Raw genomic sequence first — 20,970 nt, 5'->3', positions numbered from 1 at the left:
GATGCTCTCCACCCGCGACCTGGTCGTCGGCTACGACGAGCGGACCGTGCTCGACGGGCTCACCCTGGACCTGCCCACCGACGCGTTCACCGTGATCGTCGGCCCCAACGCCTGCGGTAAGTCCACCCTGCTGCGCACGATGGCCCGGCTGCTCACCCCGCGACGCGGCACCGTCCTGCTGGACGGCACCGCCATCCGTGACCTGCCCACCCGCGACGTGGCCCGTCGACTCGGCGTCCTGCCGCAGAGTCCGCTGGTGCCCGAGGGCGTCACCGTGGCCGACCTGGTCGGACGTGGCCGGCAGCCGTACCAGCGGTGGTGGCGGCAGTGGTCGTCGTCCGACGCTGCGGCGGTCGACGAGGCGATGGCCCTGGCCGACGTGGCCGACCTGGCCGACCGGCCGGTGGACAGCCTCTCCGGCGGCCAGCGGCAACGGGTGTGGATCGCCATGACCCTCGCCCAGGACACCGAGGCGCTGCTGCTGGACGAGCCGACCACCTTCCTCGACCTGGCCCACCAGGTGGAGGTGCTGGACCTGCTGCACCGGCTCCGCGTCGAGCGGGGCCGGACCGTGGTCGCCGTGCTGCACGACCTCAACCAGGCCGCCCGCTACGCCGACCACCTGGTCGCGATGCGCGCCGGCGCGGTGGTGGCCGCCGGCCCACCCCGGGAGATCCTCACCGCCGAGCTGGTCCGCGACGTCTTCGGGCTGGCCTGCGTCGTGGTTCCCTGCCCGGTGACCGGCGCCCCGCTGGTGATTCCCGCCCACACCGGCGGCCCGGCCCTTCCCGCCGCTGCCGGTCCCGCTGCGCCTGCCGCTGGCTCTGCGCCGGCCGCTGCTGCTGCCGGGTCCGCCGCGCTTGCCGCTGGCCCTGGCGACCCCGATTCGTCGACGGCGTCCGTACCGGACGCCCGATCCGCCGACGGCGACGCGGCCACCCCGCTCGCCGGCACGTACCCCTCGAAAGGACACTGATGCGTCGTCTCGTCGCCGCTCTCGCCGCGGCCGTCGCCCTCGGGGCCGGCCTCACCGCCTGCGGTGAGAGCGACCCGGTCGCCGGCTCCGCCACCGGGGAGACCCGGGAGATCACCCACGCCATGGGCACCACCAAGGTCCCGGCCGAGCCCAAGCGCGTCGTCGTGCTCGACACCGACAAGATCGACACGGCGCTTTCGCTGGGCATCACGCCCGTCGGCGCGGCCACCGCCGGCGAGGCCAAGAGCTGGCCGACGTACTTCGGCGCGGACAAGCTCGCCGGCATCAAGGAGGTCGGGGTGCTCACCGAGCCCGACCTGGAGGCGATCAACGCGCTCAAGCCGGACCTGATCCTCGGCAGCAAGTTCCGCCAGGAGAAGTTCTACGACGAGCTGGCCGCCATCGCGCCGACGGTGTTCACCGACAAGGTGGGCATCACCTGGAAGGACAACTTCCTCCTCGACGGCAAGGCGCTCGGCCGCGAGCAGCAGGCCAAGGACCTGCTCGGCGCGTACGAGAAGCGGGCCAAGGACTTCGGCGCCACCCTCGGCGACCCCGCCGCCCGCAAGGTGTCGATCGTGCGCTTCATCCCGGGCAACATCCGGGTGTACGGGCCGGACTCCTTCTCCGGCATCGTCATCGGCGACACCGGTCTCGGTCGTCCCGAGCGGCAGATGCTGGCCAACAAGGAGGACAAGCGCTTCGACCTGGTCAGCCCCGAGCGGATCGACGAGGTCGACGGCGACGTCATCTTCGTGACCGCGTACGGCGACAAGGCCGCCGCAGAGCAGACCAAGGTGGCCGGCGGAACCCTCTGGAAGGGCCTCGGCGCGGTCAGGGCCGGCAAGGCGTACCCGGTCTCCGACGAGGTCTGGATGACCGGCATCGGCGTCGGCGCCGCCAACAAGATCCTCGACGACCTGGCGAAGTACCTCCCCGCCACCTGATCACCCCGACGCCCCCCGCGCCCCCGCGCGCCGCGCCCCCGCGCGCCGCGCCCCCGCGCACGAGCCCCAAGATTCGAGCAACTTCGGGGAAACTGCTGCCTCGCAAGCCGATGAGGCAGCAGTAACCCTGAAGTTGCTCGGATCTTGGGGCCGGGGGGTGGGGGCCGGGGGCCGGAGGGTGGGGGGTGGGGTGGGGGTCAGCGGGAGCGGGAGCGGAGGGCTTGACGGAGTTCGTCGAGGAAGCCGTCGAAGTCCTCCCGGAATCGTTTCGCCGTTATGTGCAGCACGATCCAGTCCTCACCGACAAGTCGATTGAGGCGACGGCGGTCGCGGTGGAACTGCTCGGGATCGTCATGCCACAGTCCGTCGTATTCGACGGCGACCTTGAGATGCGGCCATGCCAGGTCGAGACGGGCCACGAATCTCCCCTCGCGCTCGACCACGAACTGGGTGACCGGCGTCGGCACCCCGGCGAGCACGATCCGCACGCGAAGTCGGGACTCCGGTGTCGACTCCGAGCCCGCGTCAGCAAGATCGGCCACCCGCACCATGCGTCTCCACCCTCGGTGGCCGATCCGCGCTCGGGCGTTCGCCCGCAGCGGCGCGAGCGCCACCAGGTGCTGGTGAGCGAGCCGATCCACGATGGCGACTGCCTCCTCGGTCGGCAACCACTGGGCCAGATCCCAGCAGATGCGCGTCGGGGTGGTCACCGGGATGTCCTGGTGTCGGGTGACGTCGGCGTCGTCGATCGCGCCGACGTGGACGACGAGCCCCGACACCGGTCCGAACCGTTGGCCGGTGGGCACGAGCACGTCGACGGGTTCGCTGCGGTCGATCGTCGTCGCGCCGTAGAGCGCTGCCGCGCTGCGCCCGGCGATCACCACACCAGGCGGTAGCACGAGCTGGGCTGCGGCGGCGCAACGAGTGCGATGGGTGATCTCGAGTTGGGCATCGGCATAGACGTCTCGGAAGAGTGGGCGCCATGCCGAGCTGCGTAGTTCCGCAGGGGTGAGCAGACCGTCGGCGACGGCGAGGGAACCGCGGAAGACACGCCCCTGCAGTCTCGCCGGACGTCGTGGAGAAGCAGGCATGACGACACCCTGACGGCCAGAGGCGGCCGCCGGCAGCCCCTGTGGATAACTCCCACCGGGGTTAGATTCGCCAAGATCCGCGCAACGTCAGTGGTCTTGCTGCCTCCCAGTCGCGGGAGGCAGCAGTATCCCTGATGTTGCGCGGATCTTGGTTGGGCGGGTGGGCGTGGGCGGGGGCCGGTCGGGGTTTGCGGTTAGGCGGCGGTGGACCAGATGGCGCGGAAGGCGGCGGCTTCGCCGGCCAGCCAGCGTTCGATCTGTTCGGGCTTGGCGTCGGTGGGCATGCGGTGGGCCTGACCGCGCCGGACGTCGACCAGGACCGGCTCGGCGTGCGGGAGGACCGCGTCCATGTGGCGGGCCATCAGGTGCAGGGTGGCGAGCATCGACTCCTCGCTCGGTGGCGCCTCGTCGAAGTGCAGTCGGACCGCGTCGGCGCGACCGTCGGCGTGACGTACGCCGAAATGGGGGTTGATCTTGACGGGCAGGTCGCCCAGCATGGCCAGGGCGTCGCGGGTCTGGGCCAGATCGAGGGTGGCCGGGTCGCCGAGGGAGTGCAGCCAGGCCGTCGCGCCGGGCACCAGCGCCTGGTAGAGCGGGCGCCAGCGTGGCTTGACGACGTCGACCACCCCGGACAGATGCGTGCCGCCGGTGTGGAAGGCGATGTCGGCCTTGAGCGCCTTGACGAACTGGCCGTGCGGGTTGAAGCCGGAGCGGCTGGCGCGCTGCTTGCGCAGACCACCCACGAAGGTCGCCTTGGTGGGGCCGGTGCGGTCGACGTAGCGGGTGAAGCCGAGCAGGGTGGTGTAGGGCGTCAGGGGCGTGGAGGTGGGCGCGGTCACGGGCGTCCTCCCAGTCGTAATCCTGCAGGTCAGGATCTCTATTAGTACATACATTCTAATCGACGGGTCTGACATTGCCCAGCGAAGTTCCGGGGTGAAGCGCGCCCTGCCAATCGCTCACCCGGCTTCGAGATGCAGCAACTTTGCGGCATTTGTGGCGTTATTGTGCCTTGTGGTCATTGGTGTGACGTCCAGGGTCGTCAGCCCTGGCAGGGGCGGGGCGGTGCGAACCGTCCCGTCCGCCGACCCCGCCGTCCACCGGGACCGCTACCTGGACCTGCTGCGGACGCTCGCCCTGGGCCGCGTCGTGCTCTTCCACGTGACCGGTTGGGTCTGGCTGAGCCTGTTGGTGCCGGCGATGGGTCTGATGTTCGGCATCGCCGGCTCGCTGATGGCGGCGTCGCTGGACCGGCACGGTCCGTCGGCCGTGCGCCGGCGGCTGCGCCGGCTGCTGCTGCCGCTGTGGGCGTTCGGAGTGATCACCCTGGCGGTGCTCTCCTTCGGCTGGCGTCCGAGGGGCGTGGCCGGCTGGGCAGAGCTGCTCTGGTGGGTCCTGCCCCTGCGGGTGCCTCCCGTGGGCGGGCCGTCCTGGGCCTGGGCCTTCCACATCGGACTGTGGTACGTCGTCACCTACCTGTGGCTGGTGCTGATGTCGCCGGTCCTTCTGCGGGTGTTGCGTCGCTGGCCGTGGCCCAGCATCGGGGCCGCCACGGCCCTGCCGATCGGGATGCACCTCGCGGAGGTGCACACCGGATACTTCGTCGCCGCCTACCTGTCGTGTTGGCTGCTGGGCTTCGCCCACCACGATCGGCTGCTGCACCGCGTGCCGTTGCGCTGGTACGGCTGCCTCGTCGGGGGTCTGGCCGTGGCTGGCGGGACGTGGGTCGTGACCGCCATGGTGGCCGGCGTGGCGGTCGACCTCAACCACATCGCGGGTGGCACCACACTGTGGTCGATGGCCCTCGTCGCCGTGCTCCTGAGAGTGCGGCCCAGGCTCGTCGGCCGGGTGCCGCTGGACGCCGTGCTGCGATTCGTCAACGCGCGGGCGGTCACCATCTACCTGTGGCACATCCCCGCCAGCCTCGGGATGTTCCTGCTGCTCGCGCCGGTGCTCCCGTACACCTCGGTCGCCTCGATCACACTGCGGCTGGCCGGGGTGTGCCTACTGACCGTCGGGGCGGCGCTGCTGCTCGGCTGGATCGAGGACGTGGCCGCCCGACGTACCCCGACACCGGTGGGCCCTCGGTCGGGCGCCGCCGGTCGGCACCGCGCCGATCGACACCTCAGAGCTGGCCGACGTCGGTGATCCGCACGACCGCCGCGCCGACCTCGTCCGAGGCGACGAGGTCGATCTCGGCGCTGATGCCCCAGTCGTGGTCGCCGTCCGGGTCGTCGAAGATCTGCCGTACGGTCCACCGCTCCCGACCCTGCTCGATCATGAGCAGCGCCGGGCCGCGGGCGTCCGGGCCGACCCCGATCGAGTCGTACGCCTCGAAGTACGGCGCCAGGGCGTCGGCCCACGCGTCGTAGTCCCAGCCGTCCTCGGCGTCCAACTCGGCGAGCAGGTCCCAGCGGCGTAGCGCGGCCAGCTCGACGCGTCGGAACAGCGCGTTGCGCACCAGCACCCGGAACGCCCGCGCGTTGCGGGTCACAGCCGGCGGCCGATCGGTCAGTGCCGCGTGCGCCTGGGCCACCTCGGCCACGTCCGACGGGTTGCGCAGCCGCTCCCACTCGTCGATGAGGCTGGAGTCGACCTGGCGGACCAGCTCGCCCAGCCACTCGATGAGGTCGATCAGCTCCTCGGTCTTGGCGTCCTCGGGCACGGTCTGGCGCAACGTCTTGTACGCGTCGGCCAGGTAGCGCAGGACCAGGCCCTCCGAGCGGGTCAGCCCGTAGAACTGCACGTACTCGGTGAACGTCATGGCCCGCTCGTACATGTCGCGGACGACGGCCTTGGGGGAGAGCTGGTGGTCGGCGACCCACGGGTGGCCCTGCCGGTACATCTCGTACGCGGCCTCCAGCAGCTCCGCCAGGGGCTTCGGGTGGGTCACCTCGTCGAGCAGTTCGATGCGCGCCTCGTACTCGATGCCCTCGGCCTTCATGGCGGCGACCGCCTCGCCGCGCGCCTTGAACTGCTGCGCGGACAGGATCTGCCGGGGGTCGTCGAGGATCGACTCGATCACGCTGAGCACGTCCAGGGCGTACGACGGGGACTCGGCGTCGAGCAGCTCGATGGTGGCCAGGGCGAGGGGGGAGAGCGGCTGGTTGAGGGCGAAGTCGAGCTGGAGGTCGACGGTGAGGCGAATCCGTCGGCCCGTCTCGTCCGGCTCGGGCAGCTCCTCGACCACCCCGCCGGCGCGCAGCGCCCGGTAGATGGCGATGGCGCGGCGGATGTGCCGGCGCTTGGCGGTGGGCTCCTCGTGGTTGTCGGTGAGCAGGTGCCGCATCGCGGTGAACGCGTCCCCGGGGCGGCCGATCACGTTGAGCAGCATCGAGTGGCTGACCTGGAAGCTGGACGTCAGCGGCTCCGGCTCGGCGTCGACCAGCCGGTCGAAGGTGGGCTGCCCCCAGCCGATCGAGCCCTCCGGCGGCTTCTTGCGGACCACCTTGCGCCGCTTCTTCGGGTCGTCGCCGGCCTTGGCGAGCGCCTTCTCGTTGTCGATGACGTGCTCGGGGGCCTGCACCACGACCCGGCCGATGGTGTCGTAGCCGGCCCGGCCGGCCCGCCCGGCGATCTGGTGGAACTCGCGGTTCTTGAGCAGGCGGGTGCGGACCCCGTCGTACTTGCTCAGGCCGGTGAAGAGCACCGTGCGGATCGGCACGTTGATGCCGACGCCGAGGGTGTCGGTGCCACAGATGACCTTGAGTAGGCCGGCCTGGGCGAGGGTCTCGACGAGACGGCGGTACTTGGGCAGCATGCCGGCGTGGTGCACGCCGATGCCGTGCCGGACCAGCCGGGAGAGCGTCTTGCCGAAGCCGGAGGTGAACCGGAAACCGCCGATCGCCTGCGCGATCATGTCCTTCTCGGCGCGCGTGCAGACGTTGACGCTCATCAGTGCCTGGGCGCGTTCCAGCGCGGCGGCCTGCGTGAAGTGGACGACGTACACCGGGGCCTGCTTGGTCTCCAGCAGCTCTTCGAGCGTCTCGTGCAGCGGCGTCATCGCGTACGAGAAGATGAGCGGGACCGGCCGCTCGGCCGAGCGCACGACGGCGGTCGGCCGTCCGGTACGCCGGGTCAGGTCGTCCACGAACCGGGTGGTGTCGCCCAGGGTGGCGGACATCAGGATGAACTGGGCCTGCGGCAGCTCGATGATCGGCACCTGCCACGCCCAACCCCGGTCCGGCTCGGCGTAGAAGTGGAACTCGTCCATGATCACCTGGCCGACGTCGGCCCGCTCACCCTCGCGCAGCGCCAGGTTGGCCAGGATCTCCGCGGTGCAGCAGATGATCGGGGCGTCGGCGTTGACGCTGGCGTCGCCGGTCAGCATGCCGACGTTCTCGGCGCCGAAGACCTCGCAGAGCGCGAAGAACTTCTCCGACACCAGCGCCTTGATCGGCGCGGTGTAGAACGTCGTCCGGTTGTCGGCCAGGGCCGCGAAGTGCGCGGCGACCGCCACCAGGCTCTTACCCGAGCCGGTGGGCGTGTTCATGATCAGGTTCGCGCCGGAGACGATCTCGATGACCGCCTCCTCCTGATGGGGGTAGAGGTCGAGACCACGCTCCTTCGCCCAGCCGGCGAACGCGTCGAAGAGGGTGTCGGGGTCGGCGCTTGTCGGCAGCGCGGCGGTGAGCGTCATAGCCTGTCCATGGTGCCTGGATCATGCCCTCCGGCGCCAACCGGCGCTGTTTCCAGCGCGCAGCCGGACGATCAGTCAGCGCCGGAGGTAGATCAGATCGGCGACCGGCCGGCCGTCCGTGATCGCCCGCCGCTCGAACTTCGTCACCGGGCGGTGCGCCGGCCGGGGCGCGTAGCCGCCGTACGCGTCGACCAGCTCCGGGTCCGCGTCCAGGGTCTCCCGCATCGCCTCGGCGTACTCGGCCCAGTCGGTCGCGCAGTGCAGCACGCCGCCGGGGGCCAGCCGGGACCGCAGCAGCGCCACGTGGGCCGGCTGGATGATCCGCCGCTTGTGGTGCCGGGCCTTCGGCCACGGATCCGGAAAGAACACGTGTACGGCGGCCAGCGCACCCTCTGGCAGGCCGCTGACCAGCTCCAACGCGTCACCCCGCGCCACCCGTACATTCCCCAGGTCAGCGCGGTCCGTCAGGTCGAGCAGGTTGGCGATTCCCGGCGTGTGCACCTCGACCGCCAGATAATCTCGGTCCGGGTCGGCGGCGGCCATCGTGGCGGTGGTGTCACCCATGCCCGAGCCGATCTCCAGCACCACCGGGGCTCGGCGGCCGAAGAGGGCGGCCAGGTCGACGGGCTCGCCCGACACGTCCAGGCCGTACGAGGACCACAGCCGGTCCAGCGCCTCGGTCTGTCGGCTGCTCATCCGCCCCCGGCGGGGGTGGAAGGTGCGGATCATCCGGGCCGTAGGCGCGACGGTGGCGGGATCAGGGTCGGTGGTGGTCACAGCGACCCGAGCGTACGCGACGTCGTCCGCGGATCGGATGTGATGTGCGACCGGGAATGAGAGGATCCAGTTGGTACGGCAGGCCGGGCGGTCCGCTACCCGGCGCGGTCCGACGGCGTCGAGAGGGGGCATCGTGGCAGTGACCCGCGGCGGCGTGCTCCTGTCGGTGGCGACAGTGCTCGCCTTTCCCCTGCTGGCCACCGCTCCCGCACACGCCGCTCCTGCGGCGCTGTCGGCCCCCGCTGCCGCGCCCGCGCCGCAGCCCGGAGGCGTACCGGGTGGCGCTCCCCAACCCACTCCCGTGGTGGACGTCTTCGTCGAGGTGAGCCCGAGCACGGTGCAGCCCGGCTATCTGGTCGGCATCCGGGCCAGCTGTCGGGACAACTCGGTCGGCGCCACCGTCGTCTCGGACGCGTTCGGCGCGGTCGGCGTGCAACCGCAGGGCGGGGTGCTCACCGCCGCGCCGATGGTGCGCGAGCGCACCCGTCCCGGGAACTACCGGGTCAAGCTGGAGTGCCGCGACGGTGAGACGGCGTCGACCATGTTGCAGGTGGTGAAGACGGTGCCTTCCCCCCACCCCAGTCGAGGCCCGGCAACCGGCTTCGGTGGCAGTGCCGGGGGAGTTACCGGCAGGCTGCTGCTGCCCAGCGGCGCGGCGCTCACCGTCGCCGGGCTGGTCATCGCGGTGGTGGCCCTGCGTCGGCCCCGTGCCGTCCGTGGCCTCGGGCGCCGCTGAGCCCCGCCATGGAGATCTTCCGCCCCACACCGCCGCCGGACGGCTCGCGTCCGTCCGCCGGCTCGCGTCCGTCCGGCGGCGCGTGGCTGCCCGGCGATGCCCGCCTGCCCGACGATTCGCGCCCGCCCGCTGGCGCGGGGCCCTCCGCAGGGTCGGCGGTGTCCCGCTCGTCGCGTGTCTCCGGTGACCGGCCGGCGGTGGCCGCCCGTCCGCCGACCGCCGTCGCTCCCCGGCGCAGCCGTGCACCAGGGCGCAGCCCCTGGTCGGTGCCGCTGGCCGTGGTGCTGGTGCTGGTGGGCGTCTTCGCCACCGGCGCGGGACTGGGCCGTTCGGTCGGTCCGCTCGACCTGACTCCGGCCGGCGACGACCGTCCGCCCCGCAGCGAGACGGTCGGGCTGTCGGCCAGCCGCCCGGTACGACTCACCGTTCCGGCGATCAAGGTGGCCGCGCCGGTCGCGCCCGTCGGGCAGGCGCGGGACGGGACGATCGCCGTACCGCCGCTGGAGAAGCACAACGAGACCGGCTGGTACGACCGGGGGCCGACGCCCGGCGAGCCCGGTCCGGCGGTCATCGTCGGGCACGTGGACACCAAGAGCGGTCCGTCGGTCTTCTACGACCTGGGCAAGCTGAAGCCCGGTGACCTGATCGAGGTGGCCCGGGCGGACCGGTCGACGGTGGTGTTCAAGGTCGACACCGTCGAGCGTTTCCCGAAGGACCAGCTACCCGCCGAGCGCATCTACGGCCACGACGGACCGGCAGGGCTGCGGCTGATCACCTGCGGTGGCCAGTTCATCGGCGGTCGCACCGGCTACGCCGACAACGTGATCGCCTTCGCCACCCTCCAGTCGTCCCGCAAGCCCTGACCCGCGCCGGCCTTGCCTTGATCAACACGAGATCGGCGATGGTGTGGTGTCCCGGTAGCGCTGACACCCCCATTTCGCCGAACCCGAGTCGATCAAGCAGCGGGTCGTCGTAGAGCGTGGCGACCCGGCCGTGTTGGCTCCAGAGGAACAGCAGCGGGCAGGCGATCTTTCGGCTCTCTCGGTCGGCCTGGTCCTGGTCGTAGTCCAGCGTCGCCGCCGCCCGGAACTCCTCGCAGATCGCGTGCGCCCTGGCCTGATCACCGAACTGCCGCACGTAAGCCGCCCGTACCTCGGCGGGGAAGGCGTCCTTGCCCTCCGGCCAGTTCTCCAGCATGTAGTCGACCAGCACCTCAGGCGTGGGTGGGGTGATACGTCCTTTGCTCTGCTTCAGCGGAGGAAACGCTCGTGGCCTTCCGGTGTCGCCTTGGTTGAAGCAGAGCAAAGGACGCATGCAGAGGCAGGACACGCGCAAAGCGCCGGCCGGGTGCAGAACGCAGGCCAGGCAGAGCGCGGGAGGCGTGCAGAGGCGGGACTCGTGTAGAGCGCAGGTCGGTGGTGACGACGGTGAAGTGCTCGGCGAGCCGGGGCGCGACCCGGTGCCACATGAGGTGCGTCTCGGGGATGCCGTGCAGCAGCAGGACGGGAGGTCCGTCGCCGCCACGCCGGCCATGGATCGTCGTGCCGGACGTGGCGATGTCGAATTCCTCGAACCCGTCGAACATGACCGGACGCTATCAGCGCACGTCACCGGCGGGACGGGGTTCCGTGGAGCCCGGGAGTGCCGGTCGGTGGTCAGGGCTGGGGGACGTGCAGGGCCACCTCGAACTCCAGGAGGGTCGCGCCGCTGGAGACCGGCGGGCGGGGCGTGTCGCCCTCGGCGGTGGCGTGGGCCTGGCGCGACGAACCCGAGGCCCAGGCTTGGTAAGCCTCCTCGCTCTCCCACCTCGTGTAGACGAAGTAGCGGGTCTCGCCGGCGACCGGGCGGAGCAGTTCGAAGCCGAGGAAGCCGGGGGAGCCTTCCACCGCGCCGGCCCGCGCCGCGAACCGCTTCTCCAACTCGGGGCCGGCGTTCGGGGGAACCTCGATTGCGTTGATCTTCACGACTGCCATCTGCCCACCCTAACCAGCGCTGACGGCCTCCGGTGGCGGCGAGCGGTCAGAACGCCTCGACCGCCGGAACGAGGTCCGCGTCGACCACGATCGGCGCGTGGTCGGAGGGGCCCTTGCCCTTGCGGGCCTCCCGGTCGACGTACGCCGAGCGGACCGCCCGGGCGAACGGCGCGGAGGCGTACACCAGGTCGATTCTCATGCCCTTGTTCTGGTGGAACATCCCGGCGCGGTAGTCCCAGTACGTGAACGGGTGCGGCCCCTTCATCGGCGTGGGCACCACGTCGTCGAGCCCGAGGTCGCGCAGCGCGGCCAGGGCGGCCCGCTCGGCCGGGGTGACGTGCGTGGAGTGGGTGAACACCGCCGGGTCCCAGACGTCGGCGTCGGTCGGTGCGACGTTGAAGTCGCCGGAGACGGCCAACGGCAGGCCGCCGGCCAGCTCCGCTTCCAGCGCGTCGCGCAGCGCCGCGAACCAGGCCAGCTTGTACGCGTAGTGCGGGTCGTCGGGCGTACGCCCGTTGGGGACGTACACCGACCAGACCCGCACCCCGGCGCAGGTGGCGGAGATGGCTCTGGCCTCCGGCTCGGGAAAGCCGGGCTCACCCGCGAAGCCGACGCGGACGTCCTCCAGGCCGACCCGGGACAGGATCGCGACCCCGTTCCAGCGGCCGTCGCTGTGGCTGGCGACGCGGTAGCCGAGCTCGCCCACCTCGGCCACCGGGAAGGCGCCGTCCGGGCACTTCGTCTCCTGCAGGCAGACGACGTCGGGTGCGGTGCCGGCCAGCCACTCCAGCAGCCGGGGGAGCCGTGCCTTCACCGAGTTCACGTTCCAGGTCGCCAGGCGCATGCCTCCACCCTGCCGCATCCGCCGCCACGACGCGGGCTCAGCCGCGCGCCGTGTCGGCGTCCGTGGCGGCGGAGGGCTGCCGGCTCAGTTGCCCGGGGTGTCGCCGGGGCGGGTCTGTTCGGCCAGGAACCGTTCCAGCTCCGCGCCGAGTTCGTCGGCGGTGGGCAGCGGACCGGCGTCCGGGGCGAGCAGACTGCGTTCGCCGCGGCCTCGGGCGAAGGCGTCGTACTGCTCTTCCAGTGCCTGGACCAGGGCGGCGGCGTCCTCGGTCTGGGCGACCTGCCGGTCGATCTCCACCCGGACCACCTCGGCGGCCGAGCGCAGACCGTCGCCGGGTAGCAGCAGGCCCGTGCTGCGGGACACGGCGCTCAGCAGCACCTCGGCGGCGGCCGGGTACTCGGTCTGCGCCACGTAGTGCGGCACGTGTGCGGCGAAGCCGAGCGCGTCGCGGCCCTGCTCGCCGAGGCGGAACTCCAGCAGGTGGCCGACGCTGCCGGGCACCTGGACCCGTTGCAGCCACGGCTCGTACCCGCTGATCAGTTCGGGGCGGGTGGCGTGGGCGGTCACGCCGGTCGGCCGGGTGTGCGGCACCGCCATCGGGATCGAGTTGAGCCCGACGGTGAGTCGTACGTCGAGCCGGGCGGCGAGCCCTGCGACGGCGGCGGTGAACCGCTCCCACTGAAGGTCCGGCTCGGGGCCGGTGAGCAGGAGAAACGGAGTCTCGTCGTCGTCGTGCAGCAGGTGCAGCTCCAGCTCCGGCGCGTCGAAGCTCTCCCAGTGGTCCTCGTTGAAGGTCATCACCGGTCGCCGGGAGCGGTAGTCGAAGAGCTGGTCCACGTCGAAGGTCGCGATCGGCCGGCCCTCGAGCGAGGTGAGCAGTTGCTCGCGGGCGAGCCGGCTGGCGTTGCCGGCGTCCACGAACCCGGTGAGGGCCTGGATCAGGACCGGTTGCCCGAGTTCGGGCAGATCGTCGGTGAGCTGGTAGAGCTCGTGTGGGTCGAGCACCGGTGCGGACCTCCCTGGAATGTGCCTACTCGGATGCCGTCGCGACGGGTGGCACCCGGTTCGGGCAACGTACAGGCCATCCTGGTGCATTCCTGAGTCGGGCGATCCGTCGCCCGCCCGCTGGGCACGATCGGACGAACCACCCGATTACGCCAATCGGCCGATGGGCGGTTCAACCCAAAGGCCGAGTTTGTCGATCATGTCGGGTCGCGCGGTCCGATGTCCGTCCGTGTCGCCGTCCGTGTCGCCGCACGAGGTCCGCCGCTTTTCTCCGGTACGCGAGGTCCGTTCCTCGGGCGAGTCGACTGGCCCCGCTCGTCCACCGGGGTGACCCGATTCTGTGGCGAGGGCCACGTGATCACTGTGCGTGATCGGGGTTTCCGTCTGCCTAGCCTCGGCTGATGCGTGACGACGGCACCCTCGACGACCCGTACGCCCCGAGCAGCCCCACTACCGAAACAGGGGAAGGCACCTCAGCCGAACGGACAACCGCCGCGAGTCGGCTCCGGGCGTACGCCCGCGACCTGAGCGGCCGACGCCGCGCCCGGGTGGCACTCGCCACCGGCGTGGTCTGCTGTCTCGGTCTGGCCGCCGTCGCGCAGGTCCGGGACCAGGACGCCGACGCGCAGGCGACCGAGAAGACCTCCGGCGTCGAACTGGCGCAGCGCGCCGAGCAGCAGGCCGCGTCCCGCGGGCTCGACCGCTCGGCGGCCCCGTCCGCCACCCCGTCGGCGTCCGCCACCCCGTCGGCGTCCGCCACCCCGTCGGCGTCCGCCACCCCGTCGGCGTCCGCCACCCCCGCCGACCCGGACGCCACCCCCCGCGCGCGCAAGGTCGTCCCGACGAAGCCGAGCCGCCCGGCGCCCGTCGCCGGTCTCGACAAGGCCCAGATGGAGAACGCCGAGGCGATCGTCCGCGCCGGCCGCAAGATGGGCATCCCGCGCCGTGGCCTGGTCATCGCGGTGGCGACCGCCATGCAGGAGAGCAACCTCTACAACGTCGCCAGCGGGGTCCTGCCGGAGTCGCAGGACTACCCGCACCAGGGCGTCGGCTGGGACCACGACTCGGTCGGACTGTTCCAGCAGCGCTCCAGCAGTGGCTGGGGTCCGGTCGGTCGGTTGATGGACCCGGAGTTCGCGACCCGGCAGTTCCTCACGGCACTTGAGCAGGTGCCCGGCTGGCAGCAGATGCGCCTCACCGACGCCGCCCAGGCGGTCCAGGTCTCCGCGTACCCGGAGTACTACCAGCAGCACGAGTGGCGGGCCACCCGGGTCGTCGACGCCATCGTTCCGAGCGGGCGGTAGCCTACCGACCACTGTGGACGGTGAGGATTGAGCCTGTCGCGTCCCGGGTACATCCGTTGCGGGTTCGGGGTACACATGACTGAGGGATCACCGACAGGAGGACGACATGTCTCTGATGCAGCGGATCAGCACGTTCCTGCGATCACCCAAGGGTCAGCAGCTGGTGGACCGGGGCCGGCGCGAGCTGGCCAAGCCCGAGAACCAGCAGAAGCTCAAGGGGTTGGCCACCCGGCTGTCCAACCGCCGTCGCTGACCGCGTCACCGGCCGTCCTGCCCGTACCCACCTCTGGGGAGACCCGTTGACCGACACCCCGCCCGCCAACGGTCAACCCACGGCGCCCACCCCCGAGCCGGCGGCCGGTCTGCCGGCCGTGCCGGCGGCCGCCCCCGAGGGCCCGCCGGCCCGACTGTGGGACCGGATGCGCGACGATCCGCAGTACGCGCCGGAGCACCTCGCCCTGGAGGCGGTACGCCGACTCGGGCCGGAGGCCGCGCAGTGGGCCGGCCGGGCTCGCCACGACAACCCCGGCGTCTCGGCGGACGTCCTGGCCGACCAGGCGGTCCGCAAGTTCGTCAACCTGGCCCGCCTGTCCGGGGCGGTCTCCGGCGCGGCCGGGCTGCCGGGCGCCGTCCTCGACGTCGGGGTGCTGGCCTGGACCCAGGCGCGCATGGTCCTGCACGTCGCCGCCGCGTACGACGTCGACCCGCTGCACAGCGACCGGGCCACCGATCTGCTCGTGCTCCAGCGGGTGCACAAGGTCGCCGAGAGCGCCCGCCTCGCGCTGGGGGTGGCTGCCGGCCGGGAGCGCGCCGACGCGCTGTTCGGCCTGGGGGGCCAGCGTCCGCTGGGCCGGGTCATGGTGCAGCTCGGCGTCCGGCTGGCCCAGATGGCAGGTGTACGGGCGGCCAAGCGACTCGTCGCCAAGATCGTCCCGGGGGCCGCGATCGTGCTCGGCACCTGGGCCAACTCGTCCGCCACGAAGGATCTGGCCGAGCGTTCCCGGGCGCTCTACGGCCGCCGGGGCACCGACGTCCCGGAGCCGCGTCGCCCCTGACCCGCCCCTCGCGGGGGGTGGGCTCAGTCGGCCAGGCCGGAGGCGCGCCAGGTCACCTCGGCCAGCCGGTCCTGACCGGAGGCGTTGGGGTGGAACCAGTCCAGCGGGTTGAGCAGGTCCAGGGTGAACCGGACCCGGTGCGCCGCGCCGCCGTCGTGTCGGCAGCGCGAGCCGTACGCCCGGCAGGCCGCGACCAACTGCGCGTTGTACGCGTCGATCCGCTCGCGGACTGCGGCTCGGCGGGCCTTGTCGGCGGGCGCGTTCGACGTCGCGTTGGCCAGCAGCGCCGGGCAGATGCCCCGCTTCCACACGCGCGTCGCCCGCCCGTCGTCGTGTCCGACCTCCCAGAGCCGGTACAGGTCGGGGATGCTCACCACCAGCACCCGGGCCTTCGGCCGGCCGGTGCGCAGTGCCCGCAGACCCCGGTCGACGTCGGCCCGGAACTGGGTCACCGACGTCATGGCGTCCACCCCGCCCCGGCAGATGTCGTTGGCCCCGATCAGCACCGTGACGTAGTCGGCGCGGTCGCGTACGGCTGCCTGGGCCTGGCCTTCGAGGGCGTCGGCGCGGGCACCGGGCCGCGCGTGGTTGTACGCCCGGCCGCGGATCGCCGAGTTCTGGTCGAGCAGCCGCCGGTAGTGGCTGTTCACCCGCAGGCCGTCCCCTGTCGACCAGGAGTTGCGCTCGCAGGAGGTGAGCACCAGGCAGGAGGCGAAGCCGGTGCTGATCGAGTCGCCGAGGGCGGCGATGCCGCCGGGACCACCGGACGAGGGCGTGCTCTTCGTGGGACGCGGTGACGCGGACGTGCCGCCCTCACAGGCCAGCGCCACCAGCGCGGCGAGGCAGGCCAGGGCGGCGACCCAGCGTCGAGGCATGACATCCCCCGTCTCGCAGCACAGAGCGACAGCTCGGTAACTCTATGCGCTGGACGTGGTCGGGCGGGAAGTTGCTGTCGGGTATGCGGCGAACGGGACCCGGACCTGCCGACGGGATGCTATAAGCGTTGCCACGTCGGGATTCGGCTACCGGTTAACCGCGCCGATCGGGGGTAGATCGTCAGGTATGACGAGATCGCAGCCCCGGCGCGCCCGTGGCACGGTCGGCCACGCGTACAGCGCCCTGAACCTCCGGCTCACCCTCGCCAGCTTCGGTCTGGTGATCATGGTGGTCTTCGCGGTGCTGGCGTTCTGGGCCGGCATCGCCTGGCTCGGCGTGCTCTGCGCGATCCTCGCCGCCGTAGCCGTGGTCGACCTGGTCGTGATCCAACGCCGCCGCGCCGCCCGCCGCCGCGAGGAGCCGGGCGTACGACACTCGCTGTTCGAGTGACAGGAGGACGAGATGCCCCACATCGCCACCACCAACCCCGCCACCGGTCAGGTGCTCAAGACCTACGAGGCGATGTCCACCGAACAGCTCGACGCCGCCATCGAGCGCACCGACCTCGCGTACCGGCACCTGCGCGGCACAGGCGTCGACGAGCGCGCCCGGTGGATGAACGCCGCCGCCGACCTCCTCGACGCCGAGCGGGACGAGATCGCCCGGATCATGACCACGGAGATGGGCAAGACGTACGCGGCCGCGCAGGCCGAGGTGACCAAGTGCGCCGCGGCCGCCCGCTTCTACGCCGACAAGGCGTCCGCGTTCCTCGCCGACCAGCCGGCCGACGCCGCCGCCGTGAAGGCGACCAGGGCGTTCATCCGTTACCAGCCGATCGGCGTGGTGCTCGCCGTGATGCCGTGGAACTTCCCGCTGTGGCAGGTGATGCGGTTCGCCGCCCCGGCGTTGATGGCCGGCAACACGGGCCTGCTCAAGCACGCCTCGAACGTGCCGCAGACCGCGCTGCTGCTGGAGGACGTGTTCCGCCGCGCCGGCTTCCCGGAGGGTGCGTTCACCACCCTGCTGGTCGGCTCGGACGCCGTCGAGCGCATCCTCGCCGACCCCCGGGTACGCGCCGCGACACTGACCGGCAGCGAGGCGGCCGGGCGCTCCATCGCCCAGATCGCCGGCCGGGAGCTGAAGAGGACGGTCCTGGAGCTGGGCGGCAGCGACCCCTTCGTGGTGATGCCCTCGGCCGATGTGGACCGGGCCGCCGAGGTGGCCACGACCGCCCGCTGCCAGAACAACGGCCAGTCCTGCATCGCCGCCAAGCGCTTCATCGTGCACACCGACGTCTTCGACGCGTTCGCCGAGAAGTTCGCCGCGAACATGGCCGCGCTGCGCGTCGGCGACCCGATGGACGCGGACACCGACGTGGGACCGCTGGCCAGCGAACACGGCCGCGACGAGGTGCACGCCCAGGTACGCGACGCGGTGGACAACGGCGCGACGGTGCTCTGCGGCGGTGAGCTGCCCAGCGGCGACGGGTGGTTCTACCCGCCGACCGTCGTCACCGACCTGACGCCGCAGATGCGGATGTGGTCCGAGGAGGTGTTCGGGCCGGTCGCCGGCCTGTACCGGGTGTCGTCCTACGAGGAGGCGATCGAGGTGGCCAACGGCACGAGCTTCGGACTCGGGTCGAACGCCTGGACCCGGGACCCGGCCGAGCAGGAGAGCTTCGCCACCGACCTGGACGCCGGCAACGTCTTCGTCAACGGCATGACCACCTCCTACCCGGAGCTGCCCTTCGGTGGCGTGAAGAACTCCGGCTACGGGCGGGAGCTGTCCGAGCTGGGCATGCGGGAGTTCTGCAACACCAAGACGGTGTGGGTGGGCGAGGGGGCGGCGTCGGCCGGCGCCGGCGCGCACGCCGAGTAACACGCATCACCGGACGTCGTCGTGGGTAGGAGGTGCGCCCATGACGACGTTCGGGTTCCACGCCTCCCACGAGCAGATCAACCCCCGCGCCCTGTTGGAAGCGGTGATGCACGCCGAGCGGGCCGGCTTCGACGCCGCCATGTGCTCCGACCACTTCTCGCCGTGGAGCGAGCGGCAGGGCGAATCCGGCTTCGCCTGGTCCTGGCTCGGCGCGGCCCTCCAGGCCACCGGCATGCCGTTCGGCGTCGTCAACGCCCCCGGCCAGCGGTACCACCCGGCGATCATCGCGCAGGCGATCGGCACCCTCGGCGCGATGTACCCGGGCCGGTTCTGGGCCGCCCTCGGCACCGGCGAGGCCAGCAACGAGCACATCACCGGCGACGTGTGGCCGCGCAAGGACGTCCGCTCCGCCCGGCTGCGCGAGTGCGTGGACGTGATCCGCGCGCTGCTGGCCGGCGAGGAGGTCAGCCACGACGGCCTCGTCCGGGTGGACCGGGCCCGGCTGTGGACGCGTCCCGAGGAGCCGCCCGCGCTGGTCGGCGCTGCCGTCAGCGTCGCCACCGCCCGCTGGTGCGCCGAGTGGGCCGACGGCCTGATCACGGTGAACGCGCCGGTGGAGCACCTGCGGGCGATGATCGACGCGTACCGGGACGCCGGTGGCCGTGGACCGCTGCACCTCCAGGTGCACGTCTCCTGGGCCACGGAGCAGGCGCAGGCCGAGGCGATCGCGTACGACCAGTGGCGCAGCAACGTCTTCGCCCCTCCGGTCTGCTGGGACCTGGAGACCGTCGAGCACTTCGACGTGGCCTCGGCCGACGTACCCGCCGAGCGGGTCGCCCAGGTGGTGAACGTCTCAGCCGACCTGGGCCGGCACGTCGGCTGGCTCCAGGAGTACGTGGCGCTCGGCTTCGACCAGATCGCCCTGCACCACGTCGGGCAGGAGCAGCGCGGGTTCATCGACGCGTTCGGCGCCGAGGTGCTGCCGAAGCTGCGCCCGACGGGCTGATCCGACCTCGGCGACGCGACCCCTAGGCTCGTACCCCATGGAAAGCCTGTTTCCGGTCGTCGTCTTCCTGGCGATCGCCACCCTCGGCGCGGCGCTGGCCCGCCGACTCGGTCTGCTCGCGCCGATCCTGCTGGTCGTACTCGGACTGGCCCTGTCCTTCGTTCCGGGCTTCCCGCAGATCCACCTCGAGCCGGAGCTGGTGCTGATCGGCATCCTGCCGCCGTTGCTGTACGTCGCGGCACTGGAGACGTCGGTGCCGGCGTTCAAGAACAACATCCGGCCGATCCTGCTGCTCGCCGTGGGTCTGGTGCTGTTCACCGCGTTCGCGGTGGGCGTCGTGCTGCACCTGCTGCTGCCGCAGGTCCCGTTCGCGATCTGCCTGGCCCTCGGCGCGGTGGTCGCGCCGCCGGACGCCGTGGCCGCCACGGCCGTCGCCCGTCGCGTCGGGCTGCCGCGCCGGGTGGTCACGATCCTGGAGGGCGAGAGCCTCGTCAACGACGCCACCGCGCTGGTGCTGCTGCGCGTCGCGACAATGGCCACCATCGGTTCGGCGGTCGGCACGACGGACGTGGCCATCGAGGTGCTGCGCGCCACCGGCGGCGGCATCCTGATCGGCGCCCTCGGCGCGGTGGTCTTCGGCTTCCTGCACCGGCGGATCAGTGACCCGCTGCTGGACAACGCGCTGTCGTTGATCATCCCGTTCGCGGTGGTCTTCACCGCCGAGCACATCCACGCCTCCGGTGTGGTCGCCGTGGTCGTCACCGGGCTCGCCCTCGGGCACAAGCTGCCGCAACTGTTGTCGGAGGCGTCCCGGTTGCAGGTGGGCGCGTTCTGGCGGCTGGTCCGCTTCCTGCTGGAAGGACTGGTCTTCCTCCTGGTCGGGCTGCAACTCCGCGAGGTGCTGGGGGACCTCGACGAGCCGGCCGGCTCGCTCATCCTGATCACGTTCGTGGTGCTGGCCACCGTCTTCCTGACCCGCTTCGTCTGGCTCTTCCCGGCCACCTACCTGGCCCGGTTGGTTCCCCGAATCCGCCGCCGGGACGCGGCACCGTCGCCGAAGATCCCGATCATCATCGGCTGGGCCGGGATGCGGGGCGTGGTGACACTCGCCGCCGCCCTGGCCCTGCCGCTGACCCTGGCCGACGACGAGCCGTACCCGCGGGCCCTGTTCATCTGGCTGGCCTTCGCGGTGATCGTGGTCACCCTGGTCGGCCAGGGGGCCACCCTCCCGCTGGTCGCCCGCCGCCTGAAACTGCCCCAGGACGACCCGGTGCAGGACGCGTTGTCGGCGGCCGGAGTGCAGCAGCAGGCCAGCAGGGCAGCGCGGGAACGGTTGGAGGAACTGGCCGACAGCGCTCCGGCGCCCGTGGTGGACCGGCTGCGCCGGGTGCTGGAGGACCGCACCAACATGGCCTGGGAAAGGCTCGGCGGCGACGAGCGCGAAACCCCCTCGCAGGCGTACGGTCGGCTGCGACAAGAGATGATCGACGCCGAGCGGGACGTGTTCCGGGCTGCCCGGGACTCCGGTCGGATTCCTGAGGAGGTGCTGGTGCAGGCCTATCGTGACCTGGACCTGGAAGAGTCGCTGTTGCGGCAGGAGGTGGAGCAGTGAGCTGTCAGCACCTGGCCGAGGCCGGCACGGCCGAGCCGCTTACCCCCGACGAGTGCGCGGACTGCGTCGCCATCGGCAACACCTACTGGGTGCACCTGCGTACGTGCCTGAGCTGCGGCCAGGTCGGCTGCTGCGACTCGTCGCCGAACCAGCACGCGAGCAAGCACTTCGCGTCGACAGGTCACCCGGTGATCCGCTCGGCGCAGCCGGGCGAGGCGTGGCGCTGGTGCTTCGTCGACGAGGAGATCGGCTGA

Annotated in this window: 23 protein-coding genes; 13 read left to right on the top strand and 10 right to left on the bottom strand. The window is 71.7% G+C overall.

Translation table 11 applies throughout. The annotated features are described in order from the left end of the window. The first annotated feature begins 1 nt into the window (after position 1). Together ABZV06_RS04345 and ABZV06_RS04340 are read left to right on the top strand one after the other, a co-directional pair. On the top strand, positions 2-976 hold the full coding sequence (locus tag ABZV06_RS04345; RefSeq protein ID WP_355237883.1) for an ABC transporter ATP-binding protein: 975 nt from the start codon (positions 2-4) through the stop codon (positions 974-976). Continuing rightward, positions 976-1,923 carry an iron-siderophore ABC transporter substrate-binding protein gene (locus tag ABZV06_RS04340; protein ID WP_355618539.1) on the top strand — a complete coding sequence of 316 codons (948 nt, stop codon included), beginning with the start codon at positions 976-978 and terminating at the stop codon, positions 1,921-1,923. Before ABZV06_RS04345 ends, ABZV06_RS04340 begins: the two co-directional genes overlap by 1 nt. Before the next feature lie 197 nt (positions 1,924-2,120). On the opposite strand, the gene ABZV06_RS04335 is transcribed toward ABZV06_RS04340, so the two are convergent. Both ABZV06_RS04335 and ABZV06_RS04330 read right to left on the bottom strand, forming a co-directional pair. Continuing rightward, on the bottom strand, positions 2,121-3,014 hold the full coding sequence (locus ABZV06_RS04335) for a hypothetical protein (protein ID WP_355618536.1): 894 nt from the start codon (positions 3,012-3,014) through the stop codon (positions 2,121-2,123). Between the two features lie 194 nt (positions 3,015-3,208). After that, positions 3,209-3,853, bottom strand: a complete 645-nt coding sequence (locus ABZV06_RS04330) for a hypothetical protein (protein WP_355237873.1) — start codon at positions 3,851-3,853, stop codon at positions 3,209-3,211. A 223-nt stretch (positions 3,854-4,076) separates the two neighbouring features. On the opposite strand from ABZV06_RS04330, the gene ABZV06_RS04325 reads away from it, so the two are divergent. Next, complete coding sequence (locus tag ABZV06_RS04325; RefSeq protein WP_355618533.1) at positions 4,077-5,159, top strand: acyltransferase; 1,083 nt, start codon at positions 4,077-4,079, stop codon at positions 5,157-5,159. On the opposite strand, the gene ABZV06_RS04320 is transcribed toward ABZV06_RS04325, so the two are convergent. Both ABZV06_RS04320 and trmB read right to left on the bottom strand, forming a co-directional pair. Further along, positions 5,137-7,650 carry a DUF3516 domain-containing protein gene (locus tag ABZV06_RS04320; RefSeq protein WP_355237867.1) on the bottom strand — a complete coding sequence of 838 codons (2,514 nt, stop codon included), beginning with the start codon at positions 7,648-7,650 and terminating at the stop codon, positions 5,137-5,139. The genes ABZV06_RS04325 and ABZV06_RS04320 overlap by 23 nt on opposite strands. 75 nt (positions 7,651-7,725) lie before the next feature. Further along, complete coding sequence (gene trmB, locus ABZV06_RS04315; RefSeq protein WP_355238293.1) at positions 7,726-8,379, bottom strand: tRNA (guanosine(46)-N7)-methyltransferase TrmB; 654 nt, start codon at positions 8,377-8,379, stop codon at positions 7,726-7,728. A 178-nt stretch (positions 8,380-8,557) separates the two neighbouring features. Between trmB and ABZV06_RS04310 the strand changes: the two genes are divergently transcribed. Together ABZV06_RS04310 and ABZV06_RS04305 are read left to right on the top strand one after the other, a co-directional pair. Next, positions 8,558-9,163 (top strand): hypothetical protein, encoded by a 606-nt coding sequence (locus tag ABZV06_RS04310; RefSeq protein ID WP_355238291.1) that lies wholly within the window; start codon positions 8,558-8,560, stop codon positions 9,161-9,163. A 197-nt stretch (positions 9,164-9,360) separates the two neighbouring features. Further along, on the top strand, positions 9,361-10,026 hold the full coding sequence (locus tag ABZV06_RS04305) for a class F sortase (RefSeq protein WP_355238288.1): 666 nt from the start codon (positions 9,361-9,363) through the stop codon (positions 10,024-10,026). Here the strand turns inward: ABZV06_RS04305 and ABZV06_RS04300 are convergent. From ABZV06_RS04300 to ABZV06_RS04280, 5 genes are all read right to left on the bottom strand, one after another. Then, complete coding sequence (locus tag ABZV06_RS04300; protein ID WP_355618530.1) at positions 9,953-10,375, bottom strand: hypothetical protein; 423 nt, start codon at positions 10,373-10,375, stop codon at positions 9,953-9,955. The genes ABZV06_RS04305 and ABZV06_RS04300 overlap by 74 nt on opposite strands. A 1-nt stretch (position 10,376) precedes the next feature. Beyond that, entirely contained in the window at positions 10,377-10,748 is a 372-nt protein-coding gene (locus tag ABZV06_RS04295) for an alpha/beta fold hydrolase (RefSeq protein ID WP_355618527.1), read from the bottom strand. 70 nt (positions 10,749-10,818) lie between these two features. Then, positions 10,819-11,136 carry an antibiotic biosynthesis monooxygenase gene (locus ABZV06_RS04290; protein ID WP_355237864.1) on the bottom strand — a complete coding sequence of 106 codons (318 nt, stop codon included), beginning with the start codon at positions 11,134-11,136 and terminating at the stop codon, positions 10,819-10,821. Between the two features lie 46 nt (positions 11,137-11,182). Continuing rightward, positions 11,183-11,980 (bottom strand): exodeoxyribonuclease III, encoded by a 798-nt coding sequence (locus ABZV06_RS04285; protein ID WP_355618524.1) that lies wholly within the window; start codon positions 11,978-11,980, stop codon positions 11,183-11,185. A gap of 84 nt (positions 11,981-12,064) precedes the next feature. Further along, positions 12,065-12,985, bottom strand: a complete 921-nt coding sequence (locus ABZV06_RS04280; protein WP_355618521.1) for a PAC2 family protein — start codon at positions 12,983-12,985, stop codon at positions 12,065-12,067. Positions 12,986-13,386: 401 nt separating this feature from the next. Here ABZV06_RS04280 and ABZV06_RS04275 point away from each other — a divergent pair, with 401 nt between their 5' ends. From ABZV06_RS04275 to ABZV06_RS04265, 3 genes are all read left to right on the top strand, one after another. Continuing rightward, entirely contained in the window at positions 13,387-14,289 is a 903-nt protein-coding gene (locus tag ABZV06_RS04275; protein ID WP_355618518.1) for a peptidase M23, read from the top strand. A gap of 106 nt (positions 14,290-14,395) precedes the next feature. Next, positions 14,396-14,542: a hypothetical protein gene (locus tag ABZV06_RS04270; protein ID WP_355237852.1), complete on the top strand. Its 147-nt coding sequence runs from the start codon at positions 14,396-14,398 to the stop codon at positions 14,540-14,542. Between the two features lie 46 nt (positions 14,543-14,588). Beyond that, positions 14,589-15,344, top strand: a complete 756-nt coding sequence (locus tag ABZV06_RS04265; RefSeq protein ID WP_355618515.1) for an EcsC family protein — start codon at positions 14,589-14,591, stop codon at positions 15,342-15,344. 23 nt (positions 15,345-15,367) lie between these two features. Here ABZV06_RS04265 and ABZV06_RS04260 read toward each other — a convergent pair whose 3' ends face one another. After that, entirely contained in the window at positions 15,368-16,219 is an 852-nt protein-coding gene (locus ABZV06_RS04260) for a GDSL-type esterase/lipase family protein (protein WP_355237846.1), read from the bottom strand. Positions 16,220-16,406: 187 nt separating this feature from the next. Here ABZV06_RS04260 and ABZV06_RS04255 point away from each other — a divergent pair, with 187 nt between their 5' ends. The 5 genes from ABZV06_RS04255 to ABZV06_RS04235 are packed head-to-tail and all read left to right on the top strand — an operon-like array spanning position 16,407 to position 20,970. Further along, a complete protein-coding gene (locus ABZV06_RS04255; RefSeq protein ID WP_355237843.1) occupies positions 16,407-16,670 on the top strand; it encodes a DUF6343 family protein in 264 nt (87 codons plus the stop codon). Between the two features lie 12 nt (positions 16,671-16,682). After that, positions 16,683-18,098, top strand: coding sequence for an NADP-dependent succinic semialdehyde dehydrogenase (locus ABZV06_RS04250; protein WP_355237840.1), 1,416 nt, complete (start codon positions 16,683-16,685; stop codon positions 18,096-18,098). A 40-nt stretch (positions 18,099-18,138) separates the two neighbouring features. Beyond that, positions 18,139-19,104, top strand: coding sequence for a TIGR03885 family FMN-dependent LLM class oxidoreductase (locus ABZV06_RS04245; protein ID WP_355618512.1), 966 nt, complete (start codon positions 18,139-18,141; stop codon positions 19,102-19,104). Between the two features lie 37 nt (positions 19,105-19,141). Further along, complete coding sequence (locus ABZV06_RS04240; RefSeq protein WP_355618509.1) at positions 19,142-20,716, top strand: Na+/H+ antiporter; 1,575 nt, start codon at positions 19,142-19,144, stop codon at positions 20,714-20,716. Beyond that, on the top strand, positions 20,713-20,970 hold the full coding sequence (locus ABZV06_RS04235) for a UBP-type zinc finger domain-containing protein (RefSeq protein WP_355050245.1): 258 nt from the start codon (positions 20,713-20,715) through the stop codon (positions 20,968-20,970). The genes ABZV06_RS04240 and ABZV06_RS04235 overlap by 4 nt, the downstream gene beginning before the upstream one ends.

This window comes from Micromonospora sp. NPDC005172 (genome assembly GCF_040608555.1).
Lineage (GTDB): Bacteria > Actinomycetota > Actinomycetes > Mycobacteriales > Micromonosporaceae > Micromonospora.
This window is presented reverse-complemented; position numbering and strand designations above follow the sequence as displayed.

What these genes read in the sequence shown, in the direction of transcription:
- ABZV06_RS04345 (WP_355237883.1), top strand. Translation starts at nt 2, where the DNA reads ATGCTCTCCACCCGCGACCTGGTCGTCGGCTACGACGAGCGGACCGTG.
- ABZV06_RS04340 (WP_355618539.1), top strand. Translation starts at nt 976, where the DNA reads ATGCGTCGTCTCGTCGCCGCTCTCGCCGCGGCCGTCGCCCTCGGGGCC.
- ABZV06_RS04335 (WP_355618536.1), bottom strand. Translation starts at nt 3,014, where the DNA reads ATGCCTGCTTCTCCACGACGTCCGGCGAGACTGCAGGGGCGTGTCTTC.
- ABZV06_RS04320 (WP_355237867.1), bottom strand. Translation starts at nt 7,650, where the DNA reads ATGACGCTCACCGCCGCGCTGCCGACAAGCGCCGACCCCGACACCCTC.
- trmB (WP_355238293.1), bottom strand. Translation starts at nt 8,379, where the DNA reads ATGATCCGCACCTTCCACCCCCGCCGGGGGCGGATGAGCAGCCGACAG.
- ABZV06_RS04295 (WP_355618527.1), bottom strand. Translation starts at nt 10,748, where the DNA reads ATGTTCGACGGGTTCGAGGAATTCGACATCGCCACGTCCGGCACGACG.
- ABZV06_RS04290 (WP_355237864.1), bottom strand. Translation starts at nt 11,136, where the DNA reads ATGGCAGTCGTGAAGATCAACGCAATCGAGGTTCCCCCGAACGCCGGC.
- ABZV06_RS04285 (WP_355618524.1), bottom strand. Translation starts at nt 11,980, where the DNA reads ATGCGCCTGGCGACCTGGAACGTGAACTCGGTGAAGGCACGGCTCCCC.
- ABZV06_RS04275 (WP_355618518.1), top strand. Translation starts at nt 13,387, where the DNA reads ATGCGTGACGACGGCACCCTCGACGACCCGTACGCCCCGAGCAGCCCC.
- ABZV06_RS04270 (WP_355237852.1), top strand. Translation starts at nt 14,396, where the DNA reads ATGTCTCTGATGCAGCGGATCAGCACGTTCCTGCGATCACCCAAGGGT.
- ABZV06_RS04260 (WP_355237846.1), bottom strand. Translation starts at nt 16,219, where the DNA reads ATGCCTCGACGCTGGGTCGCCGCCCTGGCCTGCCTCGCCGCGCTGGTG.
- ABZV06_RS04255 (WP_355237843.1), top strand. Translation starts at nt 16,407, where the DNA reads ATGACGAGATCGCAGCCCCGGCGCGCCCGTGGCACGGTCGGCCACGCG.
- ABZV06_RS04250 (WP_355237840.1), top strand. Translation starts at nt 16,683, where the DNA reads ATGCCCCACATCGCCACCACCAACCCCGCCACCGGTCAGGTGCTCAAG.
- ABZV06_RS04245 (WP_355618512.1), top strand. Translation starts at nt 18,139, where the DNA reads ATGACGACGTTCGGGTTCCACGCCTCCCACGAGCAGATCAACCCCCGC.
- ABZV06_RS04240 (WP_355618509.1), top strand. Translation starts at nt 19,142, where the DNA reads ATGGAAAGCCTGTTTCCGGTCGTCGTCTTCCTGGCGATCGCCACCCTC.